Source organism: Gemmiger sp. (assembly GCF_036306485.1).
Classification (GTDB): Bacteria; Bacillota; Clostridia; order Oscillospirales; family Ruminococcaceae; genus Gemmiger.
On sequence record NZ_JAXJZK010000042.1, the window covers coordinates 83,493 to 108,795 of the forward strand.

The following is a 25,303-nucleotide window of genomic DNA, read 5'->3' on the forward strand; positions in this document are numbered from 1 at the left end:
CATTGATTATAAAGGAGCACTGCTCATGCTTTCACGCCCGGAGTTGCTGTCGCCGGCCGGCAGCCTCGAAACACTCAAATACGCCGTCCTCTATGGTGCCGATGCCGTGTACTGTGCACTGCCGCAGTTCGGCATGCGGGCGGCCCCGGTCAACCTGACCATGGAAGAACTGCAGGAGGGCTGCATTTTCGCCCATGCACGGGGCAAAAAGGTCTATCTGACGCTCAATACGCTGCCCACCAATGACGAGCTGGCCGAGCTGCCCGCGTATATCCGCGATGCCGCACAGGCCGGGGTGGACGCCTTCATCATCGCCGACCTGGGCGTGCTGGCACTCGCCAAGCAGTATGCGCCGGATACCGACGTCCATTTTTCCACCCAGGCGGGCATCACCAACTATGCGGCCGCGACCCAGGCGTACCGGATGGGCGCCAGGCGTGTGGTGCTGGCACGGGAACTGACGCTGACCGATATTGCGCAGATCCGCGACCATACCCCGCCTGAACTGGAACTCGAAGCCTTTGTCCATGGGGCAATGTGCATGAGTGTCTCGGGCCGGTGCCTGCTGTCCAGCTATCTGACGGGGCGCAGCGGCAACCGTGGCGAATGCGCACAGCCCTGCCGCTGGAAATACTACCTGGTGGAGGAAAAACGCCCCGGCCAGTATATGCAGATCGGGGAGGACAAGGACGGCAGCTATATTCTGAACGCCAACGACCTGTGCACGGCGCCGTTCCTGGACCTGATCTGCAAGGCGGGGGTGGATTCCCTCAAGATCGAGGGCCGCGCCAAGACCTTCTATTATGTGGCATCCGTCACGGCGGCCTACCGCAAGGCGCTGGATGCCTATCTGCGCGATCCCATGGCGGAGGACTTCACCCTGCCGGATGACGCGCTCGAGGAGCTCAACCGGACCAGCCACCGCCACTATTCGCCGGGATTCTATTTCGGCAGGGAACAGGCGCTGCAGACGCCCAGCCATTCCTATGTGCGGGAGTGGGATTTTATCGGCACGGTGGATTCCTGGGAAGGGGGCATTGCCTCCTGTACGCAGCGCAGCAAGTTCTGCCTGGGAGATACCCTCGAAGTCCTGCAGCCGGATGGCAGTGTGCTCACGCTGACACCCGAGTGGATCCGGAACGAGGAAGGGGAGAAAATCGAGGCAACACCGCACCCGATGATGCGGTTTACCATCCCTTGCACCGCCCCGCTGATGCCGTACAGTCTGCTCCGAATGCAGAAAAAAAGCAGCGAATCCTGATAAGTTTTCTCGTGACCTGGCGGTCTCTGACCGTCGGGTCATTTTTTGTCGCCGGATTTGCCTGAAATGGCAAAATAAAACCACAAAAAGCGGGAACGGAATTTGTGTAAAACAGGAAATTTAGGCAGATATTAACAAGAAGCAATTGAAAGGAGTCGGAAATAGTGCTAATATTTTTTATGTACATTTTGTGAAATCCGTATGAGCTTTTGGAAAAATCGGAAAGCCAAGAATTCATCTCCGGTTTTCCCGCCCTGGCGGTTCATATAGATAACAAAAGACAAAGGAGAAGAAGGATGAATACAAAGTTCCATCGCTTTGTCGCATCGGTTATGGCGCTGTGCATGATGGCAGTTTTGTTCCCCTCCGCTGCATTGGCGGAGACTCCGGAAACTGCCGTTACGCAGAGCACCACGTACATGGCCAACGACGGCAGCATTGACGTGGTGGCTTCCACCAATTATGCGGTTGCCCCCGGTGTGACGGAAACGGACGTGATCCTGAACAGCTCGGATGGCCAGATCATGGGTTACATGACCACGATTGATCTGTCCAACTCGACGGTCAAGCTCAAGTCCAGCTACAAGGGCTACTACAACGGAACGGACAGCTCCAGCTGGGCGGTTTCCGGTTGGGGTCTTGAAAAGACTTCCGATCAGGCGGCGGCCTACGAAAAGTCCAACCCGGGCGAAAATGTTGTGGCTGCGACCAACGGCGACTACTTCAACATGCAGACCGGCCAGCCTGTCGGCTCCATGATCATGAACGGTGTGGAGCAGAACCCCAACAACGCGAACCGTGAGCCGTATTTTGCGGTCCTCAAGGACGGTACGCCTGTGATCCGCAAGGCCGGCACCGACCGCAGCGACGTGGAGGAGTCCATCTCCGGCCCCTTCACGCTGGTCGAAAACGGCAAGAACGTTCAGAACAAGAGTGATACTTCGCTGATGCCCCGCAACAGCATCGGCATCAAAGAGGACGGCACTGTCGTTCTGTTCCTGGCGGATGGCCGTCAGGAACCCAAATCCGTCGGTATGACGCTGTACGACCTGGCCGATTACCTGATCTCCCAGGGCGTCAAGGATGCGCTGTACCTGGATGGCGGCGGCTCTGCCACGCTTCTGACCGAGCGTGAAGGCAGCGGCCGGCTCTCCATCAAGAACAGCCCCTCCGACGGCAGCGAGCGCGCGGTTTCCTCGGCGCTGCTGGTTGTCTCCACCGCCAAGGGTGACGGCGTGTTTGAGCATGCCACGGTGAGCCCGAAGAACGAGTGGTATACGCCGGGCGGTACGGTGCAGTTTACGGCGGATGGTGTCGACGCCAGCGGCAACCCTGCCGAACTGCCGGGCGACCTGGTCTGGCAGCTGGCCGACGATTCCAAGGACAAGGGCCAGATTGATGCCCAGAGCGGTGTGTTTACTTCCAACGGCAAACTCGGCGACGTGACGGTTCAGCTGATGCAGGGCGGCAAGAATGTCGGCGAAAGCACCGTCAGGATCGTGGAGCCGGATGAAATCTATTTCAGCTCTCCCTCTCTGTGCCTGGACTTCGGCGAACAGAACGACCTTGGCTTCAAGGCTCGCAGCGACAACCGTGAGCTGAACCTCTCGGCGGCCGGCTTTACCTGGGATACCGGAACGCTCGGCACGATGAGCGGCAATATCTTCACGGCCGTGAACGGAACCTCCACCCAGAAGGGCACGGTGTCCGTCTCTTACCGCCGCCAGGACGGCAAAGAACTGACCGCCAGCATCGAGGTGGAGGTCGGCAAGATGCCGATCGTCGCCATGGATTTTGAGCCCAACGAAAATGGCCCGCTGACCGGTGCGCATTATCATTGGGGCAGCCCGACGTTTGTGAATTCCGGTGATACCCAGGGCTATATGGGCAACGGCGAACCGGTAGACGTCATCACTTCGGGCACCTATACCGGAAATCCCCAGTATGCCACGGATCAGCCTCCCTTCGTGTTCACCGGCAACTGGGATAACGCCGTCCCGGCCGCGGACATCTTCCGTGCCAACGGCTATTCCTTCTACCTCTGGCCCAACAGCTCCATTACCACCTACGAGGCCGGTAGTGTGACGACCACCAACGTGGAACAAGGCGGCCAGGTGCGTTTCGGCGATTATGCGCTGGAACTCAACTATGATTACGCCAGCTACGATAAGTCCTCCAACGCCAACTTCTATATCCGTTACTGCGGTGAGAAGTACGACATCGAAGGCGCCCCCACCGAACTCGGCGTCTGGGTGTATGCGGACAGCAGTGCCTACGGCTACGCACTGTACGCGGATGTCATGGTGTGGAACGGCAGCGACTATGTTACCAAGAACCTGTCCCTTGTCCCGGCAGACCGCGAAAAGGATGAGCAGGGCAAGTACAAGTACAGCTACATTGACTGGACCGGATGGAAATATTGCTGCGCCGATATGAGCAGCCTGGCCCAGTACGCCTACGACGACCACCCGATGGCCATCATCCCCGGCCAGGGTCTGTTCTGGCTGAGCTACCAGCCGGGCAGCGGCCGTGGCGGCCGGTATGCCGGTACGCTCTACTTTGACAACTACCGTTTTGTCTACGGTACCAACCTCGATGACCTTGTGAACCCCTATGTTTCGGACATTCAGGTCAACGGTGTTGACATCTCCAACAGCAACGATGTTGTCATCGATACCAACGATGTGGAAATCTCCACGAACTTTGACGATCAGGAAAGCCAGAACCGTTCCGGCATCGATGCCGCCCGCACCACCATCAAGGTGGACGGCGAGAGCGTGACGCTGGACGGCAGCACGACTTCCGCCCTGACCCGTCTGAATCTCGAAAACGGTCTGCACAGTGTGCAGGTCACCGTCTACGATGCCTTCGGCAACTGGGGCACCAAGACGGCCTACTTCACGATCCAGAGCGGCACCGGCACCAACAGCAGCGTGACGCTTTCCGGTCCCGATACGGTCACGATGGGCAACGACTACACGATGTCCATCACCACCACCGGTTCCGTGAAGTCCTTCACGATGGAAGTCCTCCAGCTCAATTCCGATTTCGGTGAGCCGGTTGTGAACTTCACCAACGGCTGGGAAGGCAAGGCCACCTACGAGGTCACCGGCTTCAAGAAGGCCAAGATGTACATTGAGGCCACCAACAACGGTGCATCGAACGCGGATGCGACCGAAGTCGCGACGCTGACCTTCAGCGTTCCCACAACGGTTGACCCCGAGATTGACTTCTTCACCTATACGGTGACGTCCACGAACTATGTGAACGCCGACGGCAGCAAGGGCTCCAGCGCGCAGCCCGATGTCAAGCTGAGCATCAGCGCCTACTACACGGTGGAAGCCGCTGTGGCGGTTGCCGGCTATGACACGCTGCTCACCGTCAAAGGCCCCAACGGTCCCGAGGCGGGCGTCGAAGTCTTTGTCAACGGCAGCTCCATCGGCACGACGGACGACAACGGTCAGATCCGTGCCGAAATCACCAAGACCCTGCAGGCTGGTGACAGCTTCCAGGTCAATGCCAAGAAGGATCAGCATTCCTCCTTCACCACCAAGATCACGGTGATGGCTGCTTCCGGCAGTGAAGACGGCAAGCCGGCCGGCATCTCTCTGCCCGCCTCCGCCGATCCCGCCACCACCCAGAACATCACCTGGCTGAGCAGCCTGAGCGCCAGTGACAACAAGGCCGTTGTCGAATACTGGATCGGTGACGGAGAGAAGTCCCAGACCACCGGTACGTCGGAGGTCCAGGCCTTCACGACCGACAAGGGTGCTGCCTACATCAACTCGGTCCAGCTGACCGGCCTTACTCCCGGAACGACCTACTCTTACCGCGTCGGCGACGGCCAGGAAGAGCACTGGTCCGACGTGGCGACCTTCAAGACCGAGAACAATACCGAGAGCACGCGCTTCTTCGTCATCGGTGATACCCAGATGAGCGGCAACATCGACAGCGATCAGGAATCCCTGGATCTGCTCAACAAGATCGGCACGGCCGTGGCGGGCGCTGATTTCGGCGTCCAGACCGGCGACTATGTCGATAATGGCGGCAACTACGCGATGTGGGAAGAGATCCAGAATGTCTTCGGCCAGCAGTTCGCCGGCATCGACATGATGCACACGCTCGGCAACCATGAATACTATGGCGACGAGAACGGTGTTGCGGCCCAGAAGCTGTTCAGCTATCAGAACGCCAGCTACAACTCTTACACCTACGGAAATGTCTACGTTGCCACCATCAACTACGGCGCCAACTGGGAGTCCGCTCTTGCCTGGCTGGTGAATGACGCGCAGGCCAGCAATGCGGAGTGGAAGGTCCTGTCCATCCATCAGCCTCCGTATTACACCAACGTCAACGGCGGCAGCGGCCGTTTCAACCAGATTGTTCCCGCTGCGGCGGATGAAGCCGGCATTGATGTCGTCTTCTCCGGCCACGACCATTCTTACGCAAGAACCAAACCCATGACCGCGGGTCAGGTCGATGAAGAGAACGGCACGACCTACTTCATCTGCGGCGACCTGGGCGAGAAGAGCCGCGACATCAACTACGCGGCGGTTGACACGCCGGAGTTCAACTTCGACATGATCAGCCAGGATTACAGCGCGCTGTACCTGGATGTCACCGCCACGAGCTCCTCCACGACGGATGACGGCGTGATGACCATCACGGCGAAGGACGCCGACGGCTCGATCATCGATACCTGCGAAATCACCCATAAGGCTCCCTGCAAGGATGGCCATACCTGGAATGGCGTCTATGATGCCAAGGACGGCACGGTCACCTGCGACATCTGCGGCACGACCATGAAGGCCACCGACGCCAAGTGCAACGGCTGGTTCACCGAGAAGGAATCCGGCAGAAAGATGTACTTTGTTGCCGGTGAGTACTCCACCGGTTACCTGCGCCTGTCGGAGGAAGCTGTGGTCACCCGCTACTACTTCGATCGTAACGGCTATGTCTACGACGGAACCTACGAACTGCTGGGCGAGAACTGTGAGTTCAAGGACGGCCAGTTCGTTCCGAACGATCAGATCCTCGATGCCGGTGTCTGCGGCGAACAGGGTGACAACATCCAGTTCGTCCTGTACGCGGACGGCACCATGAAGGTGGACGGCGAGGGTGCGCTGATCGGCGATGCGTCGATGAGCGTCAACCCCTGGCTCGAAAACGATCAGGTCAAGAAACTGGTCATCGGCAAGGGCCTGACCAACATCGGCAACTATGGTTTCTGGCATCTGTCTCACTGCGAGACGCTGGTCTTTGAGGAACCCTCTCAGATCACGCAGATCAACCATCATGCCTTCGGCGGCAACTGGTATCTGAAGGATGTCACGCTGCCCGAAAGCCTGACCACGATCGGCTCCCGCGCCTTCCTGAGCGACAGCCGCCTCGAAACGGTCAGAATCCCCGCTTCCGTCACCTCGATCGACACCTACGCGTTCGACCGCTGCGACAAGGAGCTCCTGACGCTGGTTGTCGAGGAAGGCAGCTATGCGGAACAGTGGGCCAAGGACAACGGCTATCGGTACAGCTACGAGGCCGCGCCCACGCCTACGCCCAGCGCTTCTCCCGAACCCAGTGCGACGCCGGAACCCGGTACGACGCCGGAGCCTGGCACCACGCCGGAACCCGGTACTACCCCGACCCCCGAAGCGACTGCGACCCCCGCCCCGATTGAGTCGATGGGCTGGCAGGAAGAGAACGGCCGGATGTACTGGTACGAGAACGGTGTCAAGCAGGGCACCGAAGGCCGCGGCAAGGAGATCTATGATCCCGAGACCGACGGCTGGTACTGGCTCGATGCCATTGACGGCGGTGCCATGGCCGTTGACAAGGATGTCTATCAGGACAGCTTTGCCGGCGAGTATGCCGATGATCCCGAAACGATGACCGGCAAATGGTGCCATTACGGCCCGGACGGCAAGATGATCAAGGGCTGGTATGTGCCGCAGGAGGACGTTGCCTACTACTTCGATCCGATCTACGGCGCAATGCTCAAGGGTCACCGCACCGTCATCGAGACGGCAGAGGACGGCACCGAAACGCAGACCGACTGCTGGTTCGATGAGATCACCGGCATTGGCCTGAATCTGCAGTGGCGTACCATCGACGGCAATGACTACTGGTATGAGAGCGGTATCCGTCAGGGCACCGAAGGCCGCGGCAAGGAAATCTATGATCCCGCGGTTGACGCCTGGTTCTGGCTGGATGCGATTGACCAGGGCAAGAAAGCCGTGTCGAAGGATGTCTATCAGGAGTCCTTCGCAGGACAGTTTGCCGACCGTCCGGACGGAACCGGCAAGTGGGTCCGCTACAATGAGAACGGCGAGATGGTCAAGGGCTGGCAGACAACCGAAGCCGGTACCTACTACTTCGATTATCTCACCGGTGCCATGGCAAAGGGTACAACCACAATCGACGATGTCTCCTACACCTTCGATCCTGTGACCGGTATCCTCCAGTAACCCCAACAAAAGAGGCTTCCCGCAAGGGAAGCCTCTTTTTGTTATAGTTTTATTTTTTCAGCAGGGCACTGCGGCGATACTGCAGCGGACTCTGCCCGGCCATGGCGGAAAACCGGGTCGAAAAGTTGCTCTCATCCGCGAACCCGACCTGGCGCGCAATCGTACCGACCGGCAGATCGGTCAGGACCAGCAGATCCTTGGCCTGGGTGATCCGGTAGCACAGCAGATAATTGTAGGGGGTGGTACCCATGTACTGCCGGAACAGCCGCAGAAAGTAGCTCTTGCTCATATGGGCGGCACGGATCAGTTCATCCAGGCAAAGCGGTTCGGAATAATGTTCGCGCAGGTAGTTGGCGGCCCTCTCGACGGTGGCGCGGTTGGAACCGGTTCCGCCGCTCAGCCGCTGGCGTGCCATGGCGGCCAGCATCTGGTGGATGGCGAGAGCGTTGTCAATGGCGGAAACGCTGGTCTCGGCCTGGACGCCATCCAATACGCGGTCAAAGGAACTGCGGACATCCATGCCGGGAAGCGGAACGGCGCACAGATGCTGCCCGGGAATCAGCAGGGGAACAAAGGCCTTGACACCCGGTCCGTCCACATGTGCCCAGTAATGGTACCAGCAGCTCTGGCCGGGGGCGGTGCAGTAACTCTGCGGGGTCCGGCAATCCAACAACAGCATGTTGCCCTTTTCCAGCGTGACCTGGGTATTGTTCTGTTCGATCAGGCCGGCTCCCTCCAGCGTATAAAAGAGGATGTAGCTCTCCTTGTCGGTCCGGGCCGTGGCAAACCGCTCCAGACCGTAAAACAAACCGGCCTCGGAACAGTGATATGGCTGAGCCAGTGCCGCCGCGCCGGGGGTTGTGCGCAGCCATCGGCTGCGCGGTTCCACATCCATGTTGTAGGTCAGCATCCAGAGCCCTCCGGTCGAGTAGACTTTTCACAAAAAACAGTACAATTCAAGCCATGGAAACCTTGTTCCGCGGCGCGTATACTGAAAGACAGAAAGAATTACGGGTGAAATGAATCTGAAATCATTTTACCAAAAAGGAGCAAAAGATGCAATCCTGTTATCTAGCCGTGGATATTGGCGCGTCGAGCGGCCGGCATATTGTCGGAACCGTCCAGGACGGCCGCATGAAGCTGCAGGAAGTCTATCGGTTCGAGAACCGCCTGCAGGAACGCAACGGCCATCTCTGCTGGGACATTGACGGCCTTGCCCAACAGGTGGTGGAAGGCCTCAAGGCAGCCCATGACCAGGGCTTTGCGCCGGTCACGGTGGGAATCGATACCTGGGCCGTGGACTTTGTGCTGCTTGACGGCCAGGGCAACCGCCTGGGAGATGCCGTCGCGTATCGGGACAAGCGTACCGCAGACCAGCGCCGGAAGCTGGAACCGGTGGTGCCTTTTGCGGAACTCTACCGCCGCACGGGCATCCAGTACCAGCCGTTCAATACGATCTATCAGCTCTGCGCGCTCAAAGACGAACATCCCGAACAGCTGCAGGCGGCGGAGCATTTCCTGATGATTCCGGATTACCTGAATTATTGCCTGTGCGGTGTGATGGCCAACGAGTATACCAATGCCTCCACGACGGCCCTGGTCGGCGCCGAAAGCAAGACCTGGGACGACGCGCTGATCGAGAAACTGGGCCTGCCGCGCAAGATCTTCGGCGCGATCCGGACACCCGGTACCGTGCTCGGACATCTGCGGGAAGAAGTCAGCCGCTATGTCGGCTTTGACTGCCAGGTCGTTCTGCCGGCCACCCATGATACCGGCTCCGCGTTCCTCGCCGTTCCGGCCCGGGATGACAAGGCGGTTTACCTTTCCAGCGGTACCTGGAGCCTGCTCGGCGTTGAGAATCTCACCCCGATCACCGGCCCTGAGAGTGAAGCTGCCAACTTCACCAATGAGGGCGGCTATGAATACCGGTACCGGTATCTCAAAAACATTATGGGCCTCTGGATGATTCAGTCGGTCCGCCGCGAACTCGGGGAGCAGACCGGTACCCGGCCGAGCTTCCCGGAACTGATTGCCGCCGCGGAAGGCGCACACGACTTTGCCGGAATTGTCAGCACCGGAGACCAGCGTTTCCTGGCGCCCGCTTCCATGATCGAGGAAGTCAAGGCGGCCTGCGCCGACGCCGGACAGACGGTCCCCGCAACCGTCGGCGAGGTCATGCAGACCATCTACAATTCGCTGTCGCGCGATTACCGCAAGGCGATTGATGAACTGCAGACGCTGACCGGAAAACGGTATACGAGCATCAATATTGTGGGCGGCGGCAGCCAGGATATGTACCTGAACCAGATGACCGCCAACGCCGCAGGACTGCCGGTCTTTGCGGGCCCCACCGAGGGAACGGCTCTCGGAAACCTGATGGTACAATTCATCGCGGCGGGAATTTATCCGGATCTGCAGTCCGCACGCGATGCGATCAAAAACAGCTTTGAAATCAAGGAGGTACTTCCCCAATGAGTTACGAAGAGGCAAAACGGAAATATGCCGAATACGGCGTGGATACCGAAGCGGCACTGGAAAAGATTGCGGCGAAGGCGGTTTCCATCCACTGCTGGCAGGGCGATGATGTCACCGGTTTCGACAACCCCGAGGGCGGCGCCGGCAACGGTCTGGCGGTCACCGGCAACTATCCCGGCCGTGCCCGGAACTTTGAGGAACTCAAGTCGGACTTCCTTGAGGCCATCCGCCTGATCCCCGGCAAGAAGCGCATCAATCTGCATGCCTGCTATGCAATTTTCACCGAGGAAAATCCCTGGGTGGACCGCGACAAGCTGGAATACAAGCATTTTGCACCCTGGGTGGAGTTCGCCAAGGAACATGGCCTCGGCATTGACTTCAACCCCACGATTTTCAGCCATCCCATGATGAAGGACGGCCTGAGCCTGTCCAGCCCGGACCCGGAGGTCCGCCGTTTCTGGATTGACCACTGCAAGGCAAGCCGCCGCATCGCCCACGAAATCGGCCTGGCCCTGAACGATACCGTCGAAAACAATATATGGATTCCCGACGGCTACAAGGACACCCCGGCAGACCGGATGCAGCCCCGCAAGTGGCTGAAGGAGTCTCTGGATGAGATCTTCTCCGAGCACTACGACAATGTCATCGACTGTGTCGAGTCCAAGTTCTTCGCCGTGGGTGTCGAGAGCTACACGACCGGTTCCAATGAATTCTACACCGCATACGCTGCGCAGCATCCCGGCGTGTACAACCTGCTGGATGCCGGCCACTATCATCCCTCGGAATATATTTCCGATAAGATCAGCGCCATGCTGTGCTTCTTCAAATATGTGCCGCTGCATGTGACCCGCGGTGTCAACTGGGACTCCGACCATGTGGTTGCCTTTGACGATGAGACCCGCGAGATCTGCAAAGAGATTGTCCGCAACGATGCCATAGACCGCGTTCTGGTCGGCCTGGACTTCTTTGATGCCTCGATCAACCGGATCGCAGCCTGGGTCATCGGCAGCCGCAACTTTGAGAAGAGCCTGCTGTTCGCGCTGCTGCAGCCGGATACTGAGCTCAAGGCGATGCAGAATGCCGGCGACTTTACGGGCCGTCTGATGCTTCAGGAAGAGGTCAAGACGCTGCCGTTTGCGGATGTCTGGGAGGAATACTGCCGCCGTCAGGGCGTTCCCACGGGCCGCGAATGGTACGACGAAGTCAAGAAGTACGAGCAGGAAGTTCTGCTGAAGCGTGTTTGATTCTGATGATCTGAAATATATAAAGGAGCGTATTTCGATGAACGAACTGTATCAGGTTCCCGCAATGGCGGGCTTTATCCGGATGTGTGACGACGGCTGGCAGCAGGGCTGGCACGAGCGCAACGGCGGCAATCTGACCTACCGCATGACGGAAGAGGACGTGGCCGCCTGCCGCCCTTACTTTGACGCGCAGCCCCGTCCCTGGGTCAAGATGGGCGTTCAGGCCAAGAACCTGGCCGGGGAGTACTTCATCACCACCGGTTCTGGCAAGTATTTCCGCAATGTGATTCTGGACCCCGCCGCCAACATCGGCATCGTGGAGATCAATGACGAGGGCGACAGCTGGCGCATTGTCTGGGGCCTTGAAAACGGTGCGAAACCCACGTCGGAGTTCCCGTCCCATTTCATGAACCACAGCGTCCGCAAGGAAGCCACCAACGGTGCCAACCGCGTGATCTATCACTGCCACGCCACCAACGTCATCGCGCTGACCTACGTCCTGCCCCTCAATGACCGCGACTTCACCCGTCCGCTGTGGCAGAGCGCTACCGAGTGCCCGGTGGTGTTCCCGGAAGGCGTCGGCGTCTGCCCCTGGATGGTTCCGGGCGGCGCCGCCATTGCAATGGCAACCTCCGAAAAGATGAAGACCTATCAGGCCGCCGTCTGGGCGCAGCATGGCCTGTTCGTGTCCGGCCCGGACTACGACACGGCGTTCGGTCTCGCACATACCATTGAGAAGAGCGCAGAGATCTATGTCAAGGTGCTCTCCACCGGCCGCCCGATCCTGCAGACCATCACGGATGATGCCCTGCGTGCCATTGCACATGATTTTGGCGTCCAGCTCAACGAAGCGTTTCTCGATTAATCGATTCCCTCTATACAGGAAAAAGCCTTCCGGCATCGCAGCATCTGCGAAAGCCGGGAGGCTTTTTCTGTTCATCATGGAGGAGATACGTTTTCAGGCGCGAAGAATCCGCCAGTGTTCAGGCCGGTCGTAGTCCGTCGTGTTGCCGTCATCCGTGTAGAGCTCATAGGAACCCGTATCCTGTCCCTCGGGCAGATACCCCCAGAAGGTAAAGCTGCTTTCATCCAGTGCGGCAACGGATTCGGCCGGTCTGACCAGCGGTACCAGATGCCCCGGCCGCAGGAAAATCAGGACTTCCTCCAGACCGCAGGCAACATAATGATGCCCGGCGGGCAGCTCTTCCTCGTCGTAATCGGTCAGGCTGCGGATGCGCAGCATCTTCATCGGCTCGGGCAGATAGACCGAGCGTCCGATGGCATTCTGGGTGCAGACCGGCGCCACCATCAGCCCTTCGCCCAGCAGCAGCTGATCGTCGGTATGGCGGGCCCACTCGTCCTCCGGAAAATCAAAACCGAGCGGCCGGAAATACAGCCCGTCCCGCAGAGCGGCCTTCATGAATTCGCTGTACAGGTAGGGCAGCAAGGCCATCCGGAGTTCCAGCATCCGGCGCATAGCGGGCAGCAGATCCCGGAACCGGTAGTATTCCTGATCCCGCGTTCCCAGCGCCGAATGGTTGCGCATCAGCGGGGTGAACAATCCGAACTGCAGCCAGCGCAGAGCCAGGTCCGGGGTGGTGTCCCCGCCGAAACCGCCGAGATCGGCGCCGCTGTACAGGTATCCGCACATCTGGACACTGGGCATCTGACGGACGTTTTCCAGCAGCTGTGCCCAGCTGGCATCGTTGTCACCGAGCCAGATGCCGCCGTAGCGATGGGAGCCGATGCAGCTGGAACGGCTGTACAGCAGCGTGCGGATGCCGGGGCGGATGGCAGCAAAGGCCTCGCCGGCCGCCCGGGTCATCTGATAGCCGTACAGATTGTGTACACGGTCATGGCGCACCGGCTTCCCGTCGATCAGGTGATAGAAACTCCGGTAATCGTCGGGATTGTTGGAGAGACTGCCGAACAGCTCCTGCAACCGGAAGAAATCATACATGTCCAGATTTCCCTTGGCGGCCAGTGCGCCGGCTTCCCGGGCAACGTCCTGCAGATGTTCGGGCGTGTAGAAGAGGGCAGGCTCGTTCATATCATTCCAGAATCCGTCAATGCCCTGATCGGTCAGCGCCTGATACTTCCGGCCGAACCAGTCCCGGACTTCCGGACGCAGAAAATCCGGGAAGTAGGCGTCTCCGGGCCAGACGGCCGCCACAAAGGGGGTGCCGTCCTCCTTGCGGCAGAAATAGTCATTTGCAAGCCCTTCCCGGCAGACATCGTTCTGCCCGTCCGCCCGGATGCCGGCATCAATGATGGGAACCAGATGGATGCCGCGCTCTTTCAGGTCCGCCGCCAGGGCCGGCAGGTCGGGAAATCGCTCCCGGTTGACGGTGAAGTCCGCAAAATCCTGCATGTAGTCAATATCCATGCAGATCATATCCAGCGGCAGATGATTGCGGCGGTATTCATCGGCAACCCGGCGCACATCTTCCTCGCACTTGTAGCCCCACCGGCTCTGAGCGAGGCCGAACGCCCATTTGGGCGGAATGTAGCTGCGCCCGACCAGACGACGCAGTTCCCGGCAGATCCCGGCCAGACTGTCGTCGGTCAGAAGATAGAGGTCATAGTCAGGCTCTGCGGTCCGGAATGTCAGCACCGAATGTTCGGTATAGCCGATGTCGTACGCCACACAGCCGGCAAAGTCCACAAATACGCCGAAGGTGGGACGTCCGCCGGTGCCGTTCACAATAAAAAAGTTGTGCGCACCGTACAGAGACTGTTTGTCCTCGGTGTGATGGGGCTGGTCGGAATTGTTGGTCAGATAATGCCAGCCGCGCTTGTTGATGCTGCGGACCATCTCGCCCAGACCATAGACGATGTCGCGCTCATCCATTGCGTAGCGCCAGCCGTCCCCGTCGCGCGTCAGGAACGGTATCTCTCCGGACTGAACGGGAAGATCCAGAACCACACTGTCGGTGGGCAGCATGTGACCGAATTTGAAATGCTGTATCATATCGATTCCCTCCTGAAAACAATCCTTTCCGTTTAAAACCCTTATACGGCTTCGCGTTCCTCCCGGCGTTCCGAGGTGCGCTTGACCAGCCAGGCAAACAGGAACATGCCGAGGCAGGGCAGAACGTTCACCGCCATGCCGGCGGAGATGCCGGCGAATTCAGCCACAATGCCGATCAGCCAGGGCATGACGATGGCCCCCAGACTGGCACAGGGAAGCATGACGCCCATGCTCGTCACACTGGTCATGCGTCCCGCCGCAGCGACGGCGGTGGGGTTCATGCCGGCGATGGACAGCGAGAAGAAGAGCAGGAGCAGCAGGGCAAAAAGCTGGCTGTGCGCCAGCATGAGACCACTGTAAAAGACCGTGCAGCCCAGGCCCATCACCATCATGGCGCGGTAGCTGTTCTTGGGCGGGCAGACAAAGGACAGGAACAGGCGTGCCACCATCGTGGCACCCCACAGAATTGTGACGGTGTAGGGACTGACCGAAGCGCTCAGAATGCCGCAGTCCTTGAAATAGGTTACGAGCCATCCGGTTACGCTGGTCTCGGCACCGTTCTGACAGAACAGAAGCGCCGTCAGCAGCCAGAATTTGCGGCTGCGGAAGAAACTCCAGTCCGTCTGTCGGGCAGCGGCTTTGGTTTCTCCGGTATCCGCAGGGACAAAGCAAAAGAGTCCCCACATCCCCAGACCGAGCACTGCCAGCGTCAGCATGGGCAGCGAGGCGCCCACACCCAACGCCGCGGCCGCAATCAGGGGACAGAGCAGTGTGCCGAAAGCGTAACAGGAATGCAGGGCATTCATTCCGCGGGTGCGGTTGGAAACGTTGGAGCTGACTAAGATTGTACAGACATTCAGCACGCTGCCTTTGGCAAGCCCCACCAGAAAAAAGGCGGCGGCCAGCAGAATCGCCAGACCGGTGCATCCCATGATGCCATAGCCGATGCCGTACCCGAGCCCCAACAGCAGGATTGTGTGCTTGAGCCCGATTCTGCCGGGCAGGACGCCGGCCAGAAAAGCGGCGATCAGGTTGCCGATGCTCATGCAGGAGATCAGCGTTCCGGTCAGACCGTACGCCAGCCCGTACTGCTCCTGCAGGATGCTCACGATCACGCCGCTGCTGATGGCGCAGATGCCGCTGAGAAAGAAGGTCAGGTATCCGACCCGGCGGCTGACGGCGGCCGCCTGCGCTGAATTCGCCATATGTCTCCATCCTTTTCCAATACTCTAAGGTAATCTTAGCGGAACACGGCGCGGAATGCAATAGGAAACCCACAGATTCTGCTTGCAATGGCTCAGGTTTCCGCGTATAGTAAACTCAGAAGGAGAAAGGAGGCGCTTTATGTTCTGGAAACGCAGAAAAACGCCGCCGAAGGACCCGCCGCAGGGCCTCGGGCGGCGCCACATCGCCACACAGAGCAGTATCTGCACCGGTGAGACCCTGATCGGATTCCAGGACCCGGGCAGCGGACGACTGCTGCAGGCCGTGATTGTCCGCAGCGAAGAGGATATCCGTGCGTTTTACCACGCATATGGCTATCCGGCGCCCGGAGAAACGGACGACTTGGAGACTTCAACAAGAATTTAACAAATCGGCTGCACTTTTTATGAAAAACAGAAATGTATTTTGCTGAATTATGTGCATTCGCACCAATTTTGCAAAAAACGTGGAAGGAATTTGTTCCTACCATTTGCAAAGGAAGCAAAGGGTGCTATAATCATACTGTAGATTTGTGCGGAAGTTTTCTGCCGCATAAGGAATAGATACGGAGGTATTGTCATGGACGTTTTTGAAACCTTTAAAAAACAGCTGCAGGCGAATCCCAAGACCATCGTATTCACCGAAGGTACGGATGCCCGTATCCTGTCTGCCGCGGCACGGCTGCTGGCAGAGAAGTCTCTGAAGGTTCTGCTGCTGGGCGAGCCGGAGGCCGTTAAGAAGGCTGCCGCGGAAGGCGGCTTTGATATCACCGGCGCAGATATCTGCGATCCGACCGCTTACGAAGGCTTTGATGAAATGGTCGCCAAGATGGTCGAACTGCGCAAGGGCAAGATGACCGAAGAGCAGTGCCGCGCCGCGCTGGCCAAGTCCAACTACTTCGGCACGATGCTGGTCAAGATGGGCAAGGCGGACTGCCTGCTGGGCGGCGCCACCTACTCCACGGCCGATACCGTTCGTCCGGCGCTGCAGCTCATCAAGTGCAAGCCCGGCATCAAGTCCGTGAGCTCCTGCTTCATCATGGTCCGTGAGGACCAGACCCTGGCCATGGGCGACTGCGCCATCAACATCGATCCCTCCGAGGACGAGGTTGTGGAGTGCACCGTGGAAACCGCCCGCACCGCCAAGATCTTCGGTATTGACCCGAAGGTGGCTCTGCTGAGCTACTCCACCAAGGGTTCCGGCAAGGGCGACTCCGTCGATAAGATGCGCAACGCCACCCAGCGCGTGCAGGCCGATCATCCCGAGCTGAAGGTTGACGGCGAACTGCAGTTCGACGCCGCCGTTGCACCCGAGGTCGGCAAGCTGAAGGCTCCTGGCTCCACCGTCGCCGGCCAGGCCAATGTCTTTATCTTCCCCGACATCAATGCCGGCAACATCGGCTATAAGATCGCCCAGCGTCTGGGCGGCTTCGCCGCTTATGGCCCCATCCTGCAGGGCCTGAATGCGCCCATCAACGACCTGTCCCGCGGCTGCGACGCCGAGGAAGTCTACAAGATGAGCCTCATCACCGCTGCCCTGATCTGAATCTGAACATTCGCTGAGACAGAAAACCCTCCCCTGTGCCGGGTGCACGGGGGAGGGTTTTGTCATAGGCTGCAAAAAACGGCCCGCGCCTTTCCGCAAGAAAAGCACGGGCCGTTCTTCTGTTATTGCTCGGAACGGTACCGGAGATGGTCGGCGTCCAACCCGTCCAGAACCGCTTTCATTGCGCGGCACTCCACACGGGCGGCAACGGGGTCCATCATCAGATAGTTGCCGCATTCGGTGGCCGAAGCACCGGGAATCGGACCGTCATAGTCCGCCATCCAGGCAAAGGATTCCTGTACCAGCGCGAGGGCCTGCGCATCGGTCAATCCGGTGGTCAGCAGGTAAAAGCCGGTCAGGCAGCCCATGGGGCCCACATAGACCACATGGGAACTCCACTGGCTGTTGCGCGCATAGGTGGCAAACAGATGCTCAATCGTATGAGCGCAGGCAGGGGAGAGATATACACCGCAGTTGGGCTTTTTCATCCGGATGTCCCAGGTCAGCACATCGCCGTCCTTGCGGGACAGATACATACCGGGCTCCAGCGTGGTATGGTCAACGCAGAAACTTGCAATACGTTCCATGAAGGTACTCCTTACTCGGACATTTCCTCCACGACACCGCGGGCGCAGTCCATCGAGACCATCATGCCGTCCTTCAGGGTGCGGATGGCGTTGGTGGCGCCGACGATGACCGGCTTGCCCAGCGTCAGGCCGACAATGGCGGAATGGCTGTTCATGCCGGCTTCCTCGGTGATGATGCCGGCAGCCTGCTTCATATAGGGCAGCGCATCATTGGTGGTGAAGGGAACGACCAGAATCTGGCCGGGCTTGAACTTTTTTGCGGCTTCGGCGGCGTTGCGGCAGACGCAGACCTCGCCCTTGGCATTGCTGCATGAACCGATTCCGACACCGGCCAGCAGAGAGTTGCCGACCATGTGAACCTTGATCATGTTGGTCGTGCCGGAAACGCCGACCGGAACACCGGCGGTCACGACGACGCGGTCACCGTTGTGGATCAGACCGGCATTCTTGGCAACGTCCACGGACATGGAGATCAGCTCATCGGTGGAATGGGCATATTCCATCATCAGCGGGGTAACGCCGCGGTAGACGTTCAGCTGACGGCAGGTGCTCTCATCCAGCACGCAGGCGATGATCTGGGTGTCGGGGCGGAAGCGGCTGAGCAGACGGGCGGTCTCGCCGCTCTTGGAAGCGGTGATGATCGCGGTGGCACCAATGTCGGCAGCCGTCGTGCAGGCGGCATGGCTGACGGCGGCGCTGATCGTCAGATGAGCGGAATCAAAGTCAATGTGATGGGACAGAGAATCGTAGTTGGAATCGCTCTCGGTGGTCTCGGCGATCATGGACATCGCCTTCAGGGCTGCCACGGGGTACTTGCCGGCAGCGGTCTCGCCGGACAGCATGACGGCGCCGGTGCCGTCGTAGATGGCGTTGGCAACGTCGGTGATCTCCGCACGGGTCGGGCGGGGGTTGACGATCATGGAATCCAGCATCTGGGTGGCGGTGATGCAGATCTTGCCGCACTGCATGGCGCGGTCGATCAGGTGCTTCTGAATGGCCGGAATCTCGGCAAAGTCAATCTCAACACCCATATCGCCGCGGGCCACCATGATGCCGTCCGCCACGGTCAGGATCTCGTCGATGTTGTCGATGCCTTCCTGGTTCTCGATCTTGGCGATGATCCGCATGTGGGCGTTGTGTTCGTCCAGCAGATGACGGATCTCCATGATGTCCTGCGCGTTGCGGGTAAAGCTGGCGGAGATCAGGTCAAAGCCCTGCTCAATGCCGAACAGGATATCGTCGCGGTCACGCTGGCTCATATAGGGCATCGAGAGATGGACGCCGGGAACGTTGACGCCCTTCTTGGTCTTGATGATGCCGTCATTCTCGACCACGCAGAGAATGTCGGTGTCGGAGACATTTTCAATCTTCAGCGCGATCAGGCCGTCATCCAGCATGATGCGGCCGCCCGGCGTGACGTCGTGCGGCAGATCCTTGTAGGAGATGGAGCAGATCTCGTTGGTGCCCTCAACCGTGCGGGAAGTCAGGGTGAAATGCTGACCGGTCGTCAGCTTTTCGCTGCCGTTGACAAACTCGCCCAGACGGATTTCAGGGCCTTTGGTATCCAGCATGGCCGGAACCGGGACGCCGAGCTCTTCGCTCAGCGAACGGAGCAGATCAAGACGGCCCTTGTGTTCGGCATGGTCGCCGTGAGAAAAGTTGAAACGGGCAACATTCATGCCATTCTCCAGCAGTTCGCGGAGAACGCCCGGCTGATCGGTAGCCGGACCCAAGGTGCATACAATTTTGGTTTTACGCATAATACCCCTCCTGATTGGATCAATCATTTAAACCTCATATACACCCCATTATAATACAAATCGGGTGGGCGACACAAGAGTAAAGTAAAATATTGCGGGCGGATTTTGCGCATTTTCACCAGGACTGTACGCCTCAGACGGGCAGAAAACGGGCAGGTTCCATTTTACTTTTCGGAAATAATGGGGTATAATGCAGATAATTGATGTTTTTGTCCCCCGGACAAAGGAGGTTCCCCATGGCAAAACGTGTATTTTTGATTGTACTGGACAGCTTTGGCATCGGCGCCGAACCGGATGCCCCGGCATTCGGCGATGCGGGCACCAATACGCTGGCCGCAATCGCCGGTCATCCCCGTTTCAAGGGGGATCACCTGGCGGAGCTCGGCCTGTTCAATATTGCGGGTGTGCACTGCGGACAGCCGTCCCAGGCCCCCATCGGCTGTTTTGCGCGGCTGCGTGAGGCAAGCGCCGGCAAGGATACCACCATCGGGCATTGGGAGATTGCCGGACTGGTCAGTTCCGACCCGCTGCCGACCTTCCCCGACGGTTTCCCGCAGGAGGTCCTGGATGCCTTCACCCAAAAGACCGGGTACCGGGTTCTGTGCAACAAACCCTACTCGGGAACCGAGGTCATCAAGGACTACGGGGAAGAGCATATGAAGACCGGCGCCCTGATCGTCTATACCTCGGCAGACAGCGTGTTCCAGATCGCGGCCAATGAAGCCGTGGTTCCCGTCGAGAAGCTGTACGAGATCTGTGCGCAGGCCCGGGAGCTGCTGAAGGGAAAGTACGGCGTCGGCCGTGTCATTGCGCGGCCCTTTGTGGGTGACTGCGCCGCCAACTTTACCCGCACTTCCCGCCGCCACGATTTCAGCCTCGAGCCGCCGGCCGAGACCATGCTGGATCTCCTGCAAAAGGCAGGGAAGAGCACCATCGGCGTGGGCAAGATCCATGACATCTTTGCCGGCCGCGGCGTCAGCGAGACCATCCGCACTTCCGGCAACACCGAAGGGCTTGCCGTCACGATGGAACTGGCAGACCGCGACTTCGAGGGTCTTGCCTTTGTCAATCTGGTGGATTTTGATATGCTGTACGGCCACCGGCGGGACGTGGGCGGCTACGCGGCAGCTACGGCGGAATTCAACGACTGGCTGCCCGGCTTCCTCGCCAAGCTGGGAGAAGAGGATATCCTGATGATCACCGCGGACCACGGCTGTGACCCGTCTTACCAGAAGACGACCGATCATACCCGCGAGTATGTTCCGTACCTGATTTACGGCAAATCCCTGCGTCAGGGTGTGGACCTGGGCACGCGGTATTGCTTCGGCACGATCGCCAACACGGTCTGCGACGCACTGGGCGTGCAGGTCTGCCTGGACGGCTGCGGCGTCTGGGACGAGATTCAGAAGTAACCCGCAAAGAAAGGAATGCCAATGATCGTTTTGCGACTGCTCGCAGCGGCACTGGTGGCCTATTCGGTCATGCTGGCGATGACAAGCAACTTCAACGCCGGCAATCTGCTGGTCTGGCTGCTGACGACCGGGGTGGCCGTGTTTGCCGTCTGGCATGATCCGCTCTGCCGCTGGTTCGAGACAACGACCGTGGGACGGATTTCCTTCTGGGTGCTTGTCGTCGTCGGTGTGGTGTATCTTGTGCTGGTCGGGTTTGTGGCTGTCAGCGGCTATACCAACCCCGCAACCGGACAGGAACGGGCGATGATTGTCCTGGGAGCCGGGCTGCGCCGCGACAAACCCAGCCTGCTGCTGCGTTACCGGCTGGACAAGGCGTATGAGTACGCCAAGGAACACCCCGATCTGATCCTTGTGACTTCGGGCGGTCAAGGCCGGGACGAATGGGTGCCTGAAGGCCAGGCCATGCGTGACTATCTGATTGAAAAGGGCCTCAGCCCGGACCGGGTCATTGCGGAATGCAAGTCGACCTCCACCGAGGAAAACTTTCTCTTCTCCAAACAGATTCTTGCCCGGTACGGCGTCACGGCATCCGACCCGATCGTCTATGTGACCAATGCGTTCCACTGCTATCGGGGCGGACGGTATGCCGAGATGGCCGGCTTTGAGACGGCCCACGCGCTGCCTGCCGGTATTCCGCTGCGCAGTATCTTGCCATGCTATCTGCGCGAAGCGCTGGCGGTGGTCTATTACTGGCTGTTCCGTTCCTCTCGGACCGGATTCCTGCATCCATTCGTCGGCCTGCTGAGCCTCAACAAGAAGTTCTTTTATAAATAATCGCACGGGGGTTCCGTGCGGGATGGGAGCGTATCACTATGCAAATTCGCTATTATAAGGAATACAGCCGCTATCTGGATCGCGGTATGGAATTCAAGGTGTACGGTCATGCCGGACGCCCGATTGTGATTTTCCCCTGCCAGAGCGGCCGGTTCTATGATTGGGAGGACCGCAACATGTGCAACCTGGCGGCGCCCTGGATTGACGCCGGCAAGCTGCAGATCTTCACGGCGGACAGCATTGACCGCGAAAGCTGGGACAATGACGGCCCGGAGCGTCCGCGCATCGAGATGCAGGAACGCTGGTACAATTATATCTGTGAGGAACTGGTTCCCCGCATCCTGGAGATCAACCGTGAGCAGGGCCCCGACCATACCGGCCGGATTCTCGCCGGCGGTGCCAGCATGGGCGCCGGCCACGCGGTCAATCTGTTCCTGCGCCGCCCCGATCTGTTCAACGGCACCATTGCCCTGAGCGGCCTGTACAAGTCCCGGATGTTCTTCGGCGATTACATGGATGATCTGGTCTATCGCAACAGCCCCTGCGATTATATGCGCAACTTCCCGGAGGACCATCCCTACAAGGAACTCTATGCCAAGGCCGATAAATTCATCATGTGCTGCGGTCAGGGCGCCTGGGAGGAGGACCTGCTCAACTCGACGCGCGAGTTGCAGTCCATCCTGGAAAGCAAGGGCATCCATCCGATCGTGGACATCTGGGGCACCGATGTCTCGCATGACTGGCCCTGGTGGGAGAAGCAGTGGGTTTACTTCCTGGGCATGACGCTGGGACAGGCCTGATGGAGCACAAAAACACCCGGGCCGATCGCCGTGCGTTCTGGAGATTTGTCATCCTGATCGTGCTGCTCATGCTGCCGGTGTTTGCGGTGGCACTCTACAACCGGCCCTCAGCGGACGATTTCGGCTATTCTCTGCAGACCCATGCGGTGGCGGTGGAATACGGATTCTCTCCCGGCAGGCTGCTCCGGGCGGCACTCGACACCGATATCTCCTATTTCAATACCTGGCAGGGGTTGTATTCCTCGGCGTTCCTGCTCTCGCTGCAGCCCGCCATTTTCGGGGAATCGTGGTATGGACTGACGACCTTTCTCGTCGTCGGCATCCTCTTCCTCTGTCTTTGGGGGATGCTGCACCTCGTCGTGCGCGGCCGGTTTTCCGGCAGCCGTCTGTGGGCGCCGGCTCTTGCGCTGCTCTTCACCTATGCGTTTGTGCAGGGAATGCCCAATCCGGTGGAAGGGCTCTTCTGGTTCAACGGCGCGATGAATTACCTGCCGTTTTTTGCCCTCACACTGCTGAACGCCGGCATCCTCTTTGCCGTGTCAGCCGGATGCCGGCGGCCGCTGGCTTGGATGCTGCTGTCCGGTCTGCTGGCCGTTGTGATCTCGGGCGGGCATCAGGTTGCCGCCCTGCTGAACCTGATGCTCACACTGTACGCGGTGCTGTACGGGCTCTTCAAAAAGCGCCCCTGGGCGTTGCTGCCCCTTTTCTTCGGTCTTGCCGGACTTCTTGTCAACCTCAATTCGCCGGGCACGGCGGTCCGCTACGCCGGATTCAGCTCGGCATCCATGCCGGAAGCGATCGTCAAGAGCTTTCTGCTGGTTCTCTTCTGCCTGATCCGGTGGCTGGACGTTCCGCTGCTCTGTCTGCTCGCCCTGCTGACCGTGCCGGCATGGAAACTGGCGGCCTGTCATTCTTTCCGCCTGCCGCGCCCCTGGGTGATTCCTGCGGCCGGATTCCTTGTGCTGTGGGGAATGCTCTGGCTGCCGTCCTACACCATGGGCGGCATCGGCCCCGGTCGGCTGATCAATGTGGTCTGGATGACTTTCGTGCTGGAATTGTCGCTGTTCTATATGACGGAGGTCATCCGTCTGGCACAGAAAGGCTTCCCGCAGACCCGGAAGGCGGAGACACTGCTCAGCCGGCATCCACGTCGTACCGGCGCCGCAGCCGCTGCCATGCTGATCTGCATGGCCTGCATCGGCGGGCATACCGTCAAGGAAGGGCTGGACAACCATTTCGGTACCAGTCTCGAAGCCGCTTATGAACTGGCGGAGGGAACACCGCAGGCCTATGCCCGCGCGCTGGACGAGCGGGCCGGGCTGCTGAGCGATCCCCGAACCGCGGATGTGACAATCCGCTGTCTGACGGAGGACGAGAAGCCGTATCTGCTGTATTTCAGCGATGTGGTGCCGGGACCGGACCAGTGGGGTCTGGCCGAATATTACGGAAAACAATCCGTCACGGTGGAACAGCCATGACAAAAGCCCCCGGACAGGTTCTGCCTGTCCGGGGGCTTTTTCTGTAAGGCGGAAGCTGCGAAGAAACGGTGTCAGGCCCGTTCCTGGACGTAGCGGATGAATTCGTCGCGCTCCTTGGCGGTCTCGGCATTGGCAACATACATCTGGTTGCCGAGGTCCAGCGCCAGCACGTCGGGAATGCGGTCGCACATCTTCAGCTTGGTGCCGTATTTTGCCAGAATATCGTCGTGGCTGTGCTTGTAGGTGTGGCAGTCGCGGCGGCCGGCATACACACAGTAGTAATGCGGGCCGTTGAGCTTCTGATGCCGCACCTCGTCATAACAGACCATGTCGGCCCAGATCTGGTAGCAGTCCACACTGTTGGCATAGTTGATCAGATCGGGCGTATAGCCGCCGGCGGGACGCATGTTGACTTCCAGAGCCACATAATCGCCCTTTTGCCCGATGCCGGGCTTGTCCTGGTTCAGGCGGAAGAACTCGCAGTGGAAGAAGCGGCTCTTGGCGCCGAACGCCTTGATGGTGCGGAAGCCCACATCCTTCAGGTCGGCGGGAACGGTTTTCTGGGTCCAGTACGCCAGATCCCCCTGCGAGTTGACAATGTCAATCAGCGGGGTGGGGAAGACGTTGGACGTGTAGAAAATCGGTACGCAATGGCTGTCGGCAACGCCGTCGAAACTCACAATGGTGCCGTCGATGTATTCTTCCATGATATAGGGAACTTCGGGAAGATTCTTGTAGAAGTCCTCCAGGTCCGCGTCGTTCTTCAGCTTGTAGGTGGCCTCGGCGCCGCAGCCGTTGTCCGGCTTGACGATCACCGGATAGCCCACCAGCTTGACAAACTCTCTGGCACCGGCCAGATCGCTGACCATATGATGACGTGCCACCGGCACGCCGGCCGCATGGTAGCTTTCCTTCATGCGGCTCTTGAATTTGATGCGGTCGATAAAGTCGTTCTGTGCGCCGGTGGTGATATTGAAATCGGTGCGCAGGGCGGCATCCTGTTCAAGCCAGTATTCGTTGTTGCTCTCGACCCAGTCGATCTTGCCGTACTTGAAGGTGAAATATCCCATGGCGCGGACCATGGAGTCGTAATTCTCCATGCTGTCCACGCGGTAATACTCGGTCAGACTGGCCTTGAGTTCCACAGGGATTTCGTCGTAAGGCGTGTCCCCGATGCCCAGCACATTCACACCGTTGCGCTTGAGGCGATCACAGAAATTCCAGTAGGTTTTGGGAAACTGGGGCGACACAAATACAAAATTCACACGA

17 protein-coding genes are annotated in these 25,303 nt (G+C 59.1%); 11 read left to right on the forward strand and 6 right to left on the reverse strand.

Translation table 11 applies throughout. The annotated features are described in order from the left end of the window. Nucleotides 1-25: 25 nt before the first annotated feature. Nucleotides 26-1,261 carry a peptidase U32 family protein gene (locus U0L91_RS08755; RefSeq protein WP_330046145.1) on the forward strand — a complete coding sequence of 412 codons (1,236 nt, stop codon included), beginning with the start codon at nucleotides 26-28 and terminating at the stop codon, nucleotides 1,259-1,261. A 296-nt stretch (nucleotides 1,262-1,557) separates the two neighbouring features. Beyond that, a complete protein-coding gene (locus U0L91_RS08760) occupies nucleotides 1,558-7,725 on the forward strand; it encodes a phosphodiester glycosidase family protein (protein WP_330046146.1) in 6,168 nt (2,055 codons plus the stop codon). Between the two features lie 49 nt (nucleotides 7,726-7,774). Here U0L91_RS08760 and U0L91_RS08765 read toward each other — a convergent pair whose 3' ends face one another. Further along, a complete protein-coding gene (locus U0L91_RS08765; protein ID WP_330046147.1) occupies nucleotides 7,775-8,635 on the reverse strand; it encodes an AraC family transcriptional regulator in 861 nt (286 codons plus the stop codon). 146 nt (nucleotides 8,636-8,781) lie between these two features. Here U0L91_RS08765 and rhaB point away from each other — a divergent pair, with 146 nt between their 5' ends. Genes rhaB through rhaD form a run of 3 tightly spaced genes read left to right on the forward strand, consistent with a single transcriptional unit; the run spans nucleotide 8,782 to nucleotide 12,309 of the window. After that, nucleotides 8,782-10,200 (forward strand): rhamnulokinase, encoded by a 1,419-nt coding sequence (rhaB, locus tag U0L91_RS08770; protein WP_330046148.1) that lies wholly within the window; start codon nucleotides 8,782-8,784, stop codon nucleotides 10,198-10,200. Next, nucleotides 10,197-11,444, forward strand: coding sequence for an L-rhamnose isomerase (locus tag U0L91_RS08775; protein ID WP_330046149.1), 1,248 nt, complete (start codon nucleotides 10,197-10,199; stop codon nucleotides 11,442-11,444). Before rhaB ends, U0L91_RS08775 begins: the two co-directional genes overlap by 4 nt. 37 nt (nucleotides 11,445-11,481) lie before the next feature. After that, nucleotides 11,482-12,309 (forward strand): rhamnulose-1-phosphate aldolase, encoded by an 828-nt coding sequence (gene rhaD / locus U0L91_RS08780; RefSeq protein ID WP_330046150.1) that lies wholly within the window; start codon nucleotides 11,482-11,484, stop codon nucleotides 12,307-12,309. Nucleotides 12,310-12,402: 93 nt separating this feature from the next. On the opposite strand, the gene U0L91_RS08785 is transcribed toward rhaD, so the two are convergent. Next, nucleotides 12,403-14,415: a glycoside hydrolase family 31 protein gene (locus tag U0L91_RS08785; protein ID WP_330046151.1), complete on the reverse strand. Its 2,013-nt coding sequence runs from the start codon at nucleotides 14,413-14,415 to the stop codon at nucleotides 12,403-12,405. 41 nt (nucleotides 14,416-14,456) lie between these two features. Beyond that, nucleotides 14,457-15,620 (reverse strand): MFS transporter, encoded by a 1,164-nt coding sequence (locus tag U0L91_RS08790; protein ID WP_330046152.1) that lies wholly within the window; start codon nucleotides 15,618-15,620, stop codon nucleotides 14,457-14,459. A 139-nt stretch (nucleotides 15,621-15,759) separates the two neighbouring features. On the opposite strand from U0L91_RS08790, the gene U0L91_RS08795 reads away from it, so the two are divergent. Together U0L91_RS08795 and pta are read left to right on the forward strand one after the other, a co-directional pair. Next, complete coding sequence (locus U0L91_RS08795) at nucleotides 15,760-16,005, forward strand: hypothetical protein (RefSeq protein WP_330046153.1); 246 nt, start codon at nucleotides 15,760-15,762, stop codon at nucleotides 16,003-16,005. A 192-nt stretch (nucleotides 16,006-16,197) separates the two neighbouring features. Next, on the forward strand, nucleotides 16,198-17,163 hold the full coding sequence (pta, locus tag U0L91_RS08800) for a phosphate acetyltransferase (RefSeq protein WP_330046154.1): 966 nt from the start codon (nucleotides 16,198-16,200) through the stop codon (nucleotides 17,161-17,163). A gap of 122 nt (nucleotides 17,164-17,285) precedes the next feature. Here the strand turns inward: pta and U0L91_RS08805 are convergent, their stop codons facing one another. After that, complete coding sequence (locus U0L91_RS08805; protein ID WP_330046155.1) at nucleotides 17,286-17,750, reverse strand: S-ribosylhomocysteine lyase; 465 nt, start codon at nucleotides 17,748-17,750, stop codon at nucleotides 17,286-17,288. A gap of 11 nt (nucleotides 17,751-17,761) precedes the next feature. Continuing rightward, nucleotides 17,762-19,510, reverse strand: coding sequence for a pyruvate kinase (pyk, locus tag U0L91_RS08810; RefSeq protein WP_330046156.1), 1,749 nt, complete (start codon nucleotides 19,508-19,510; stop codon nucleotides 17,762-17,764). Nucleotides 19,511-19,746: 236 nt separating this feature from the next. Between pyk and U0L91_RS08815 the strand changes: the two genes are divergently transcribed. The 4 genes from U0L91_RS08815 to U0L91_RS08830 are packed head-to-tail and all read left to right on the forward strand — an operon-like array spanning nucleotide 19,747 to nucleotide 24,034. After that, nucleotides 19,747-20,922, forward strand: coding sequence for a phosphopentomutase (locus U0L91_RS08815; protein WP_330046157.1), 1,176 nt, complete (start codon nucleotides 19,747-19,749; stop codon nucleotides 20,920-20,922). 21 nt (nucleotides 20,923-20,943) lie between these two features. Next, nucleotides 20,944-21,756 carry a YdcF family protein gene (locus tag U0L91_RS08820; RefSeq protein WP_330046158.1) on the forward strand — a complete coding sequence of 271 codons (813 nt, stop codon included), beginning with the start codon at nucleotides 20,944-20,946 and terminating at the stop codon, nucleotides 21,754-21,756. 38 nt (nucleotides 21,757-21,794) lie between these two features. Then, nucleotides 21,795-22,556 (forward strand): esterase family protein, encoded by a 762-nt coding sequence (locus U0L91_RS08825; protein ID WP_330046159.1) that lies wholly within the window; start codon nucleotides 21,795-21,797, stop codon nucleotides 22,554-22,556. After that, the gene (locus U0L91_RS08830; protein ID WP_330046160.1) at nucleotides 22,556-24,034 is read left to right on the forward strand and encodes a hypothetical protein; all 1,479 of its coding nucleotides are present in this window, start codon (nucleotides 22,556-22,558) and stop codon (nucleotides 24,032-24,034) included. The genes U0L91_RS08825 and U0L91_RS08830 overlap by 1 nt, the downstream gene beginning before the upstream one ends. Before the next feature lie 71 nt (nucleotides 24,035-24,105). Here U0L91_RS08830 and U0L91_RS08835 read toward each other — a convergent pair whose 3' ends face one another. After that, entirely contained in the window at nucleotides 24,106-25,299 is a 1,194-nt protein-coding gene (locus U0L91_RS08835; protein WP_330046161.1) for an ATP-grasp domain-containing protein, read from the reverse strand. Between the last annotated feature and the right edge of the window lie 4 nt (nucleotides 25,300-25,303).

What these genes read in the sequence shown, in the direction of transcription:
- rhaD (WP_330046150.1), top strand. Translation starts at nt 11,482, where the DNA reads ATGAACGAACTGTATCAGGTTCCCGCAATGGCGGGCTTTATCCGGATG.
- U0L91_RS08785 (WP_330046151.1), bottom strand. Translation starts at nt 14,415, where the DNA reads ATGATACAGCATTTCAAATTCGGTCACATGCTGCCCACCGACAGTGTG.
- U0L91_RS08830 (WP_330046160.1), top strand. Translation starts at nt 22,556, where the DNA reads ATGGAGCACAAAAACACCCGGGCCGATCGCCGTGCGTTCTGGAGATTT.
- U0L91_RS08820 (WP_330046158.1), top strand. Translation starts at nt 20,944, where the DNA reads ATGATCGTTTTGCGACTGCTCGCAGCGGCACTGGTGGCCTATTCGGTC.
- U0L91_RS08760 (WP_330046146.1), top strand. Translation starts at nt 1,558, where the DNA reads ATGAATACAAAGTTCCATCGCTTTGTCGCATCGGTTATGGCGCTGTGC.
- pyk (WP_330046156.1), bottom strand. Translation starts at nt 19,510, where the DNA reads ATGCGTAAAACCAAAATTGTATGCACCTTGGGTCCGGCTACCGATCAG.
- U0L91_RS08790 (WP_330046152.1), bottom strand. Translation starts at nt 15,620, where the DNA reads ATGGCGAATTCAGCGCAGGCGGCCGCCGTCAGCCGCCGGGTCGGATAC.
- U0L91_RS08795 (WP_330046153.1), top strand. Translation starts at nt 15,760, where the DNA reads ATGTTCTGGAAACGCAGAAAAACGCCGCCGAAGGACCCGCCGCAGGGC.
- pta (WP_330046154.1), top strand. Translation starts at nt 16,198, where the DNA reads ATGGACGTTTTTGAAACCTTTAAAAAACAGCTGCAGGCGAATCCCAAG.
- U0L91_RS08755 (WP_330046145.1), top strand. Translation starts at nt 26, where the DNA reads ATGCTTTCACGCCCGGAGTTGCTGTCGCCGGCCGGCAGCCTCGAAACA.
- rhaB (WP_330046148.1), top strand. Translation starts at nt 8,782, where the DNA reads ATGCAATCCTGTTATCTAGCCGTGGATATTGGCGCGTCGAGCGGCCGG.
- U0L91_RS08815 (WP_330046157.1), top strand. Translation starts at nt 19,747, where the DNA reads ATGGCAAAACGTGTATTTTTGATTGTACTGGACAGCTTTGGCATCGGC.
- U0L91_RS08775 (WP_330046149.1), top strand. Translation starts at nt 10,197, where the DNA reads ATGAGTTACGAAGAGGCAAAACGGAAATATGCCGAATACGGCGTGGAT.
- U0L91_RS08805 (WP_330046155.1), bottom strand. Translation starts at nt 17,750, where the DNA reads ATGGAACGTATTGCAAGTTTCTGCGTTGACCATACCACGCTGGAGCCC.
- U0L91_RS08825 (WP_330046159.1), top strand. Translation starts at nt 21,795, where the DNA reads ATGCAAATTCGCTATTATAAGGAATACAGCCGCTATCTGGATCGCGGT.
- U0L91_RS08765 (WP_330046147.1), bottom strand. Translation starts at nt 8,635, where the DNA reads ATGCTGACCTACAACATGGATGTGGAACCGCGCAGCCGATGGCTGCGC.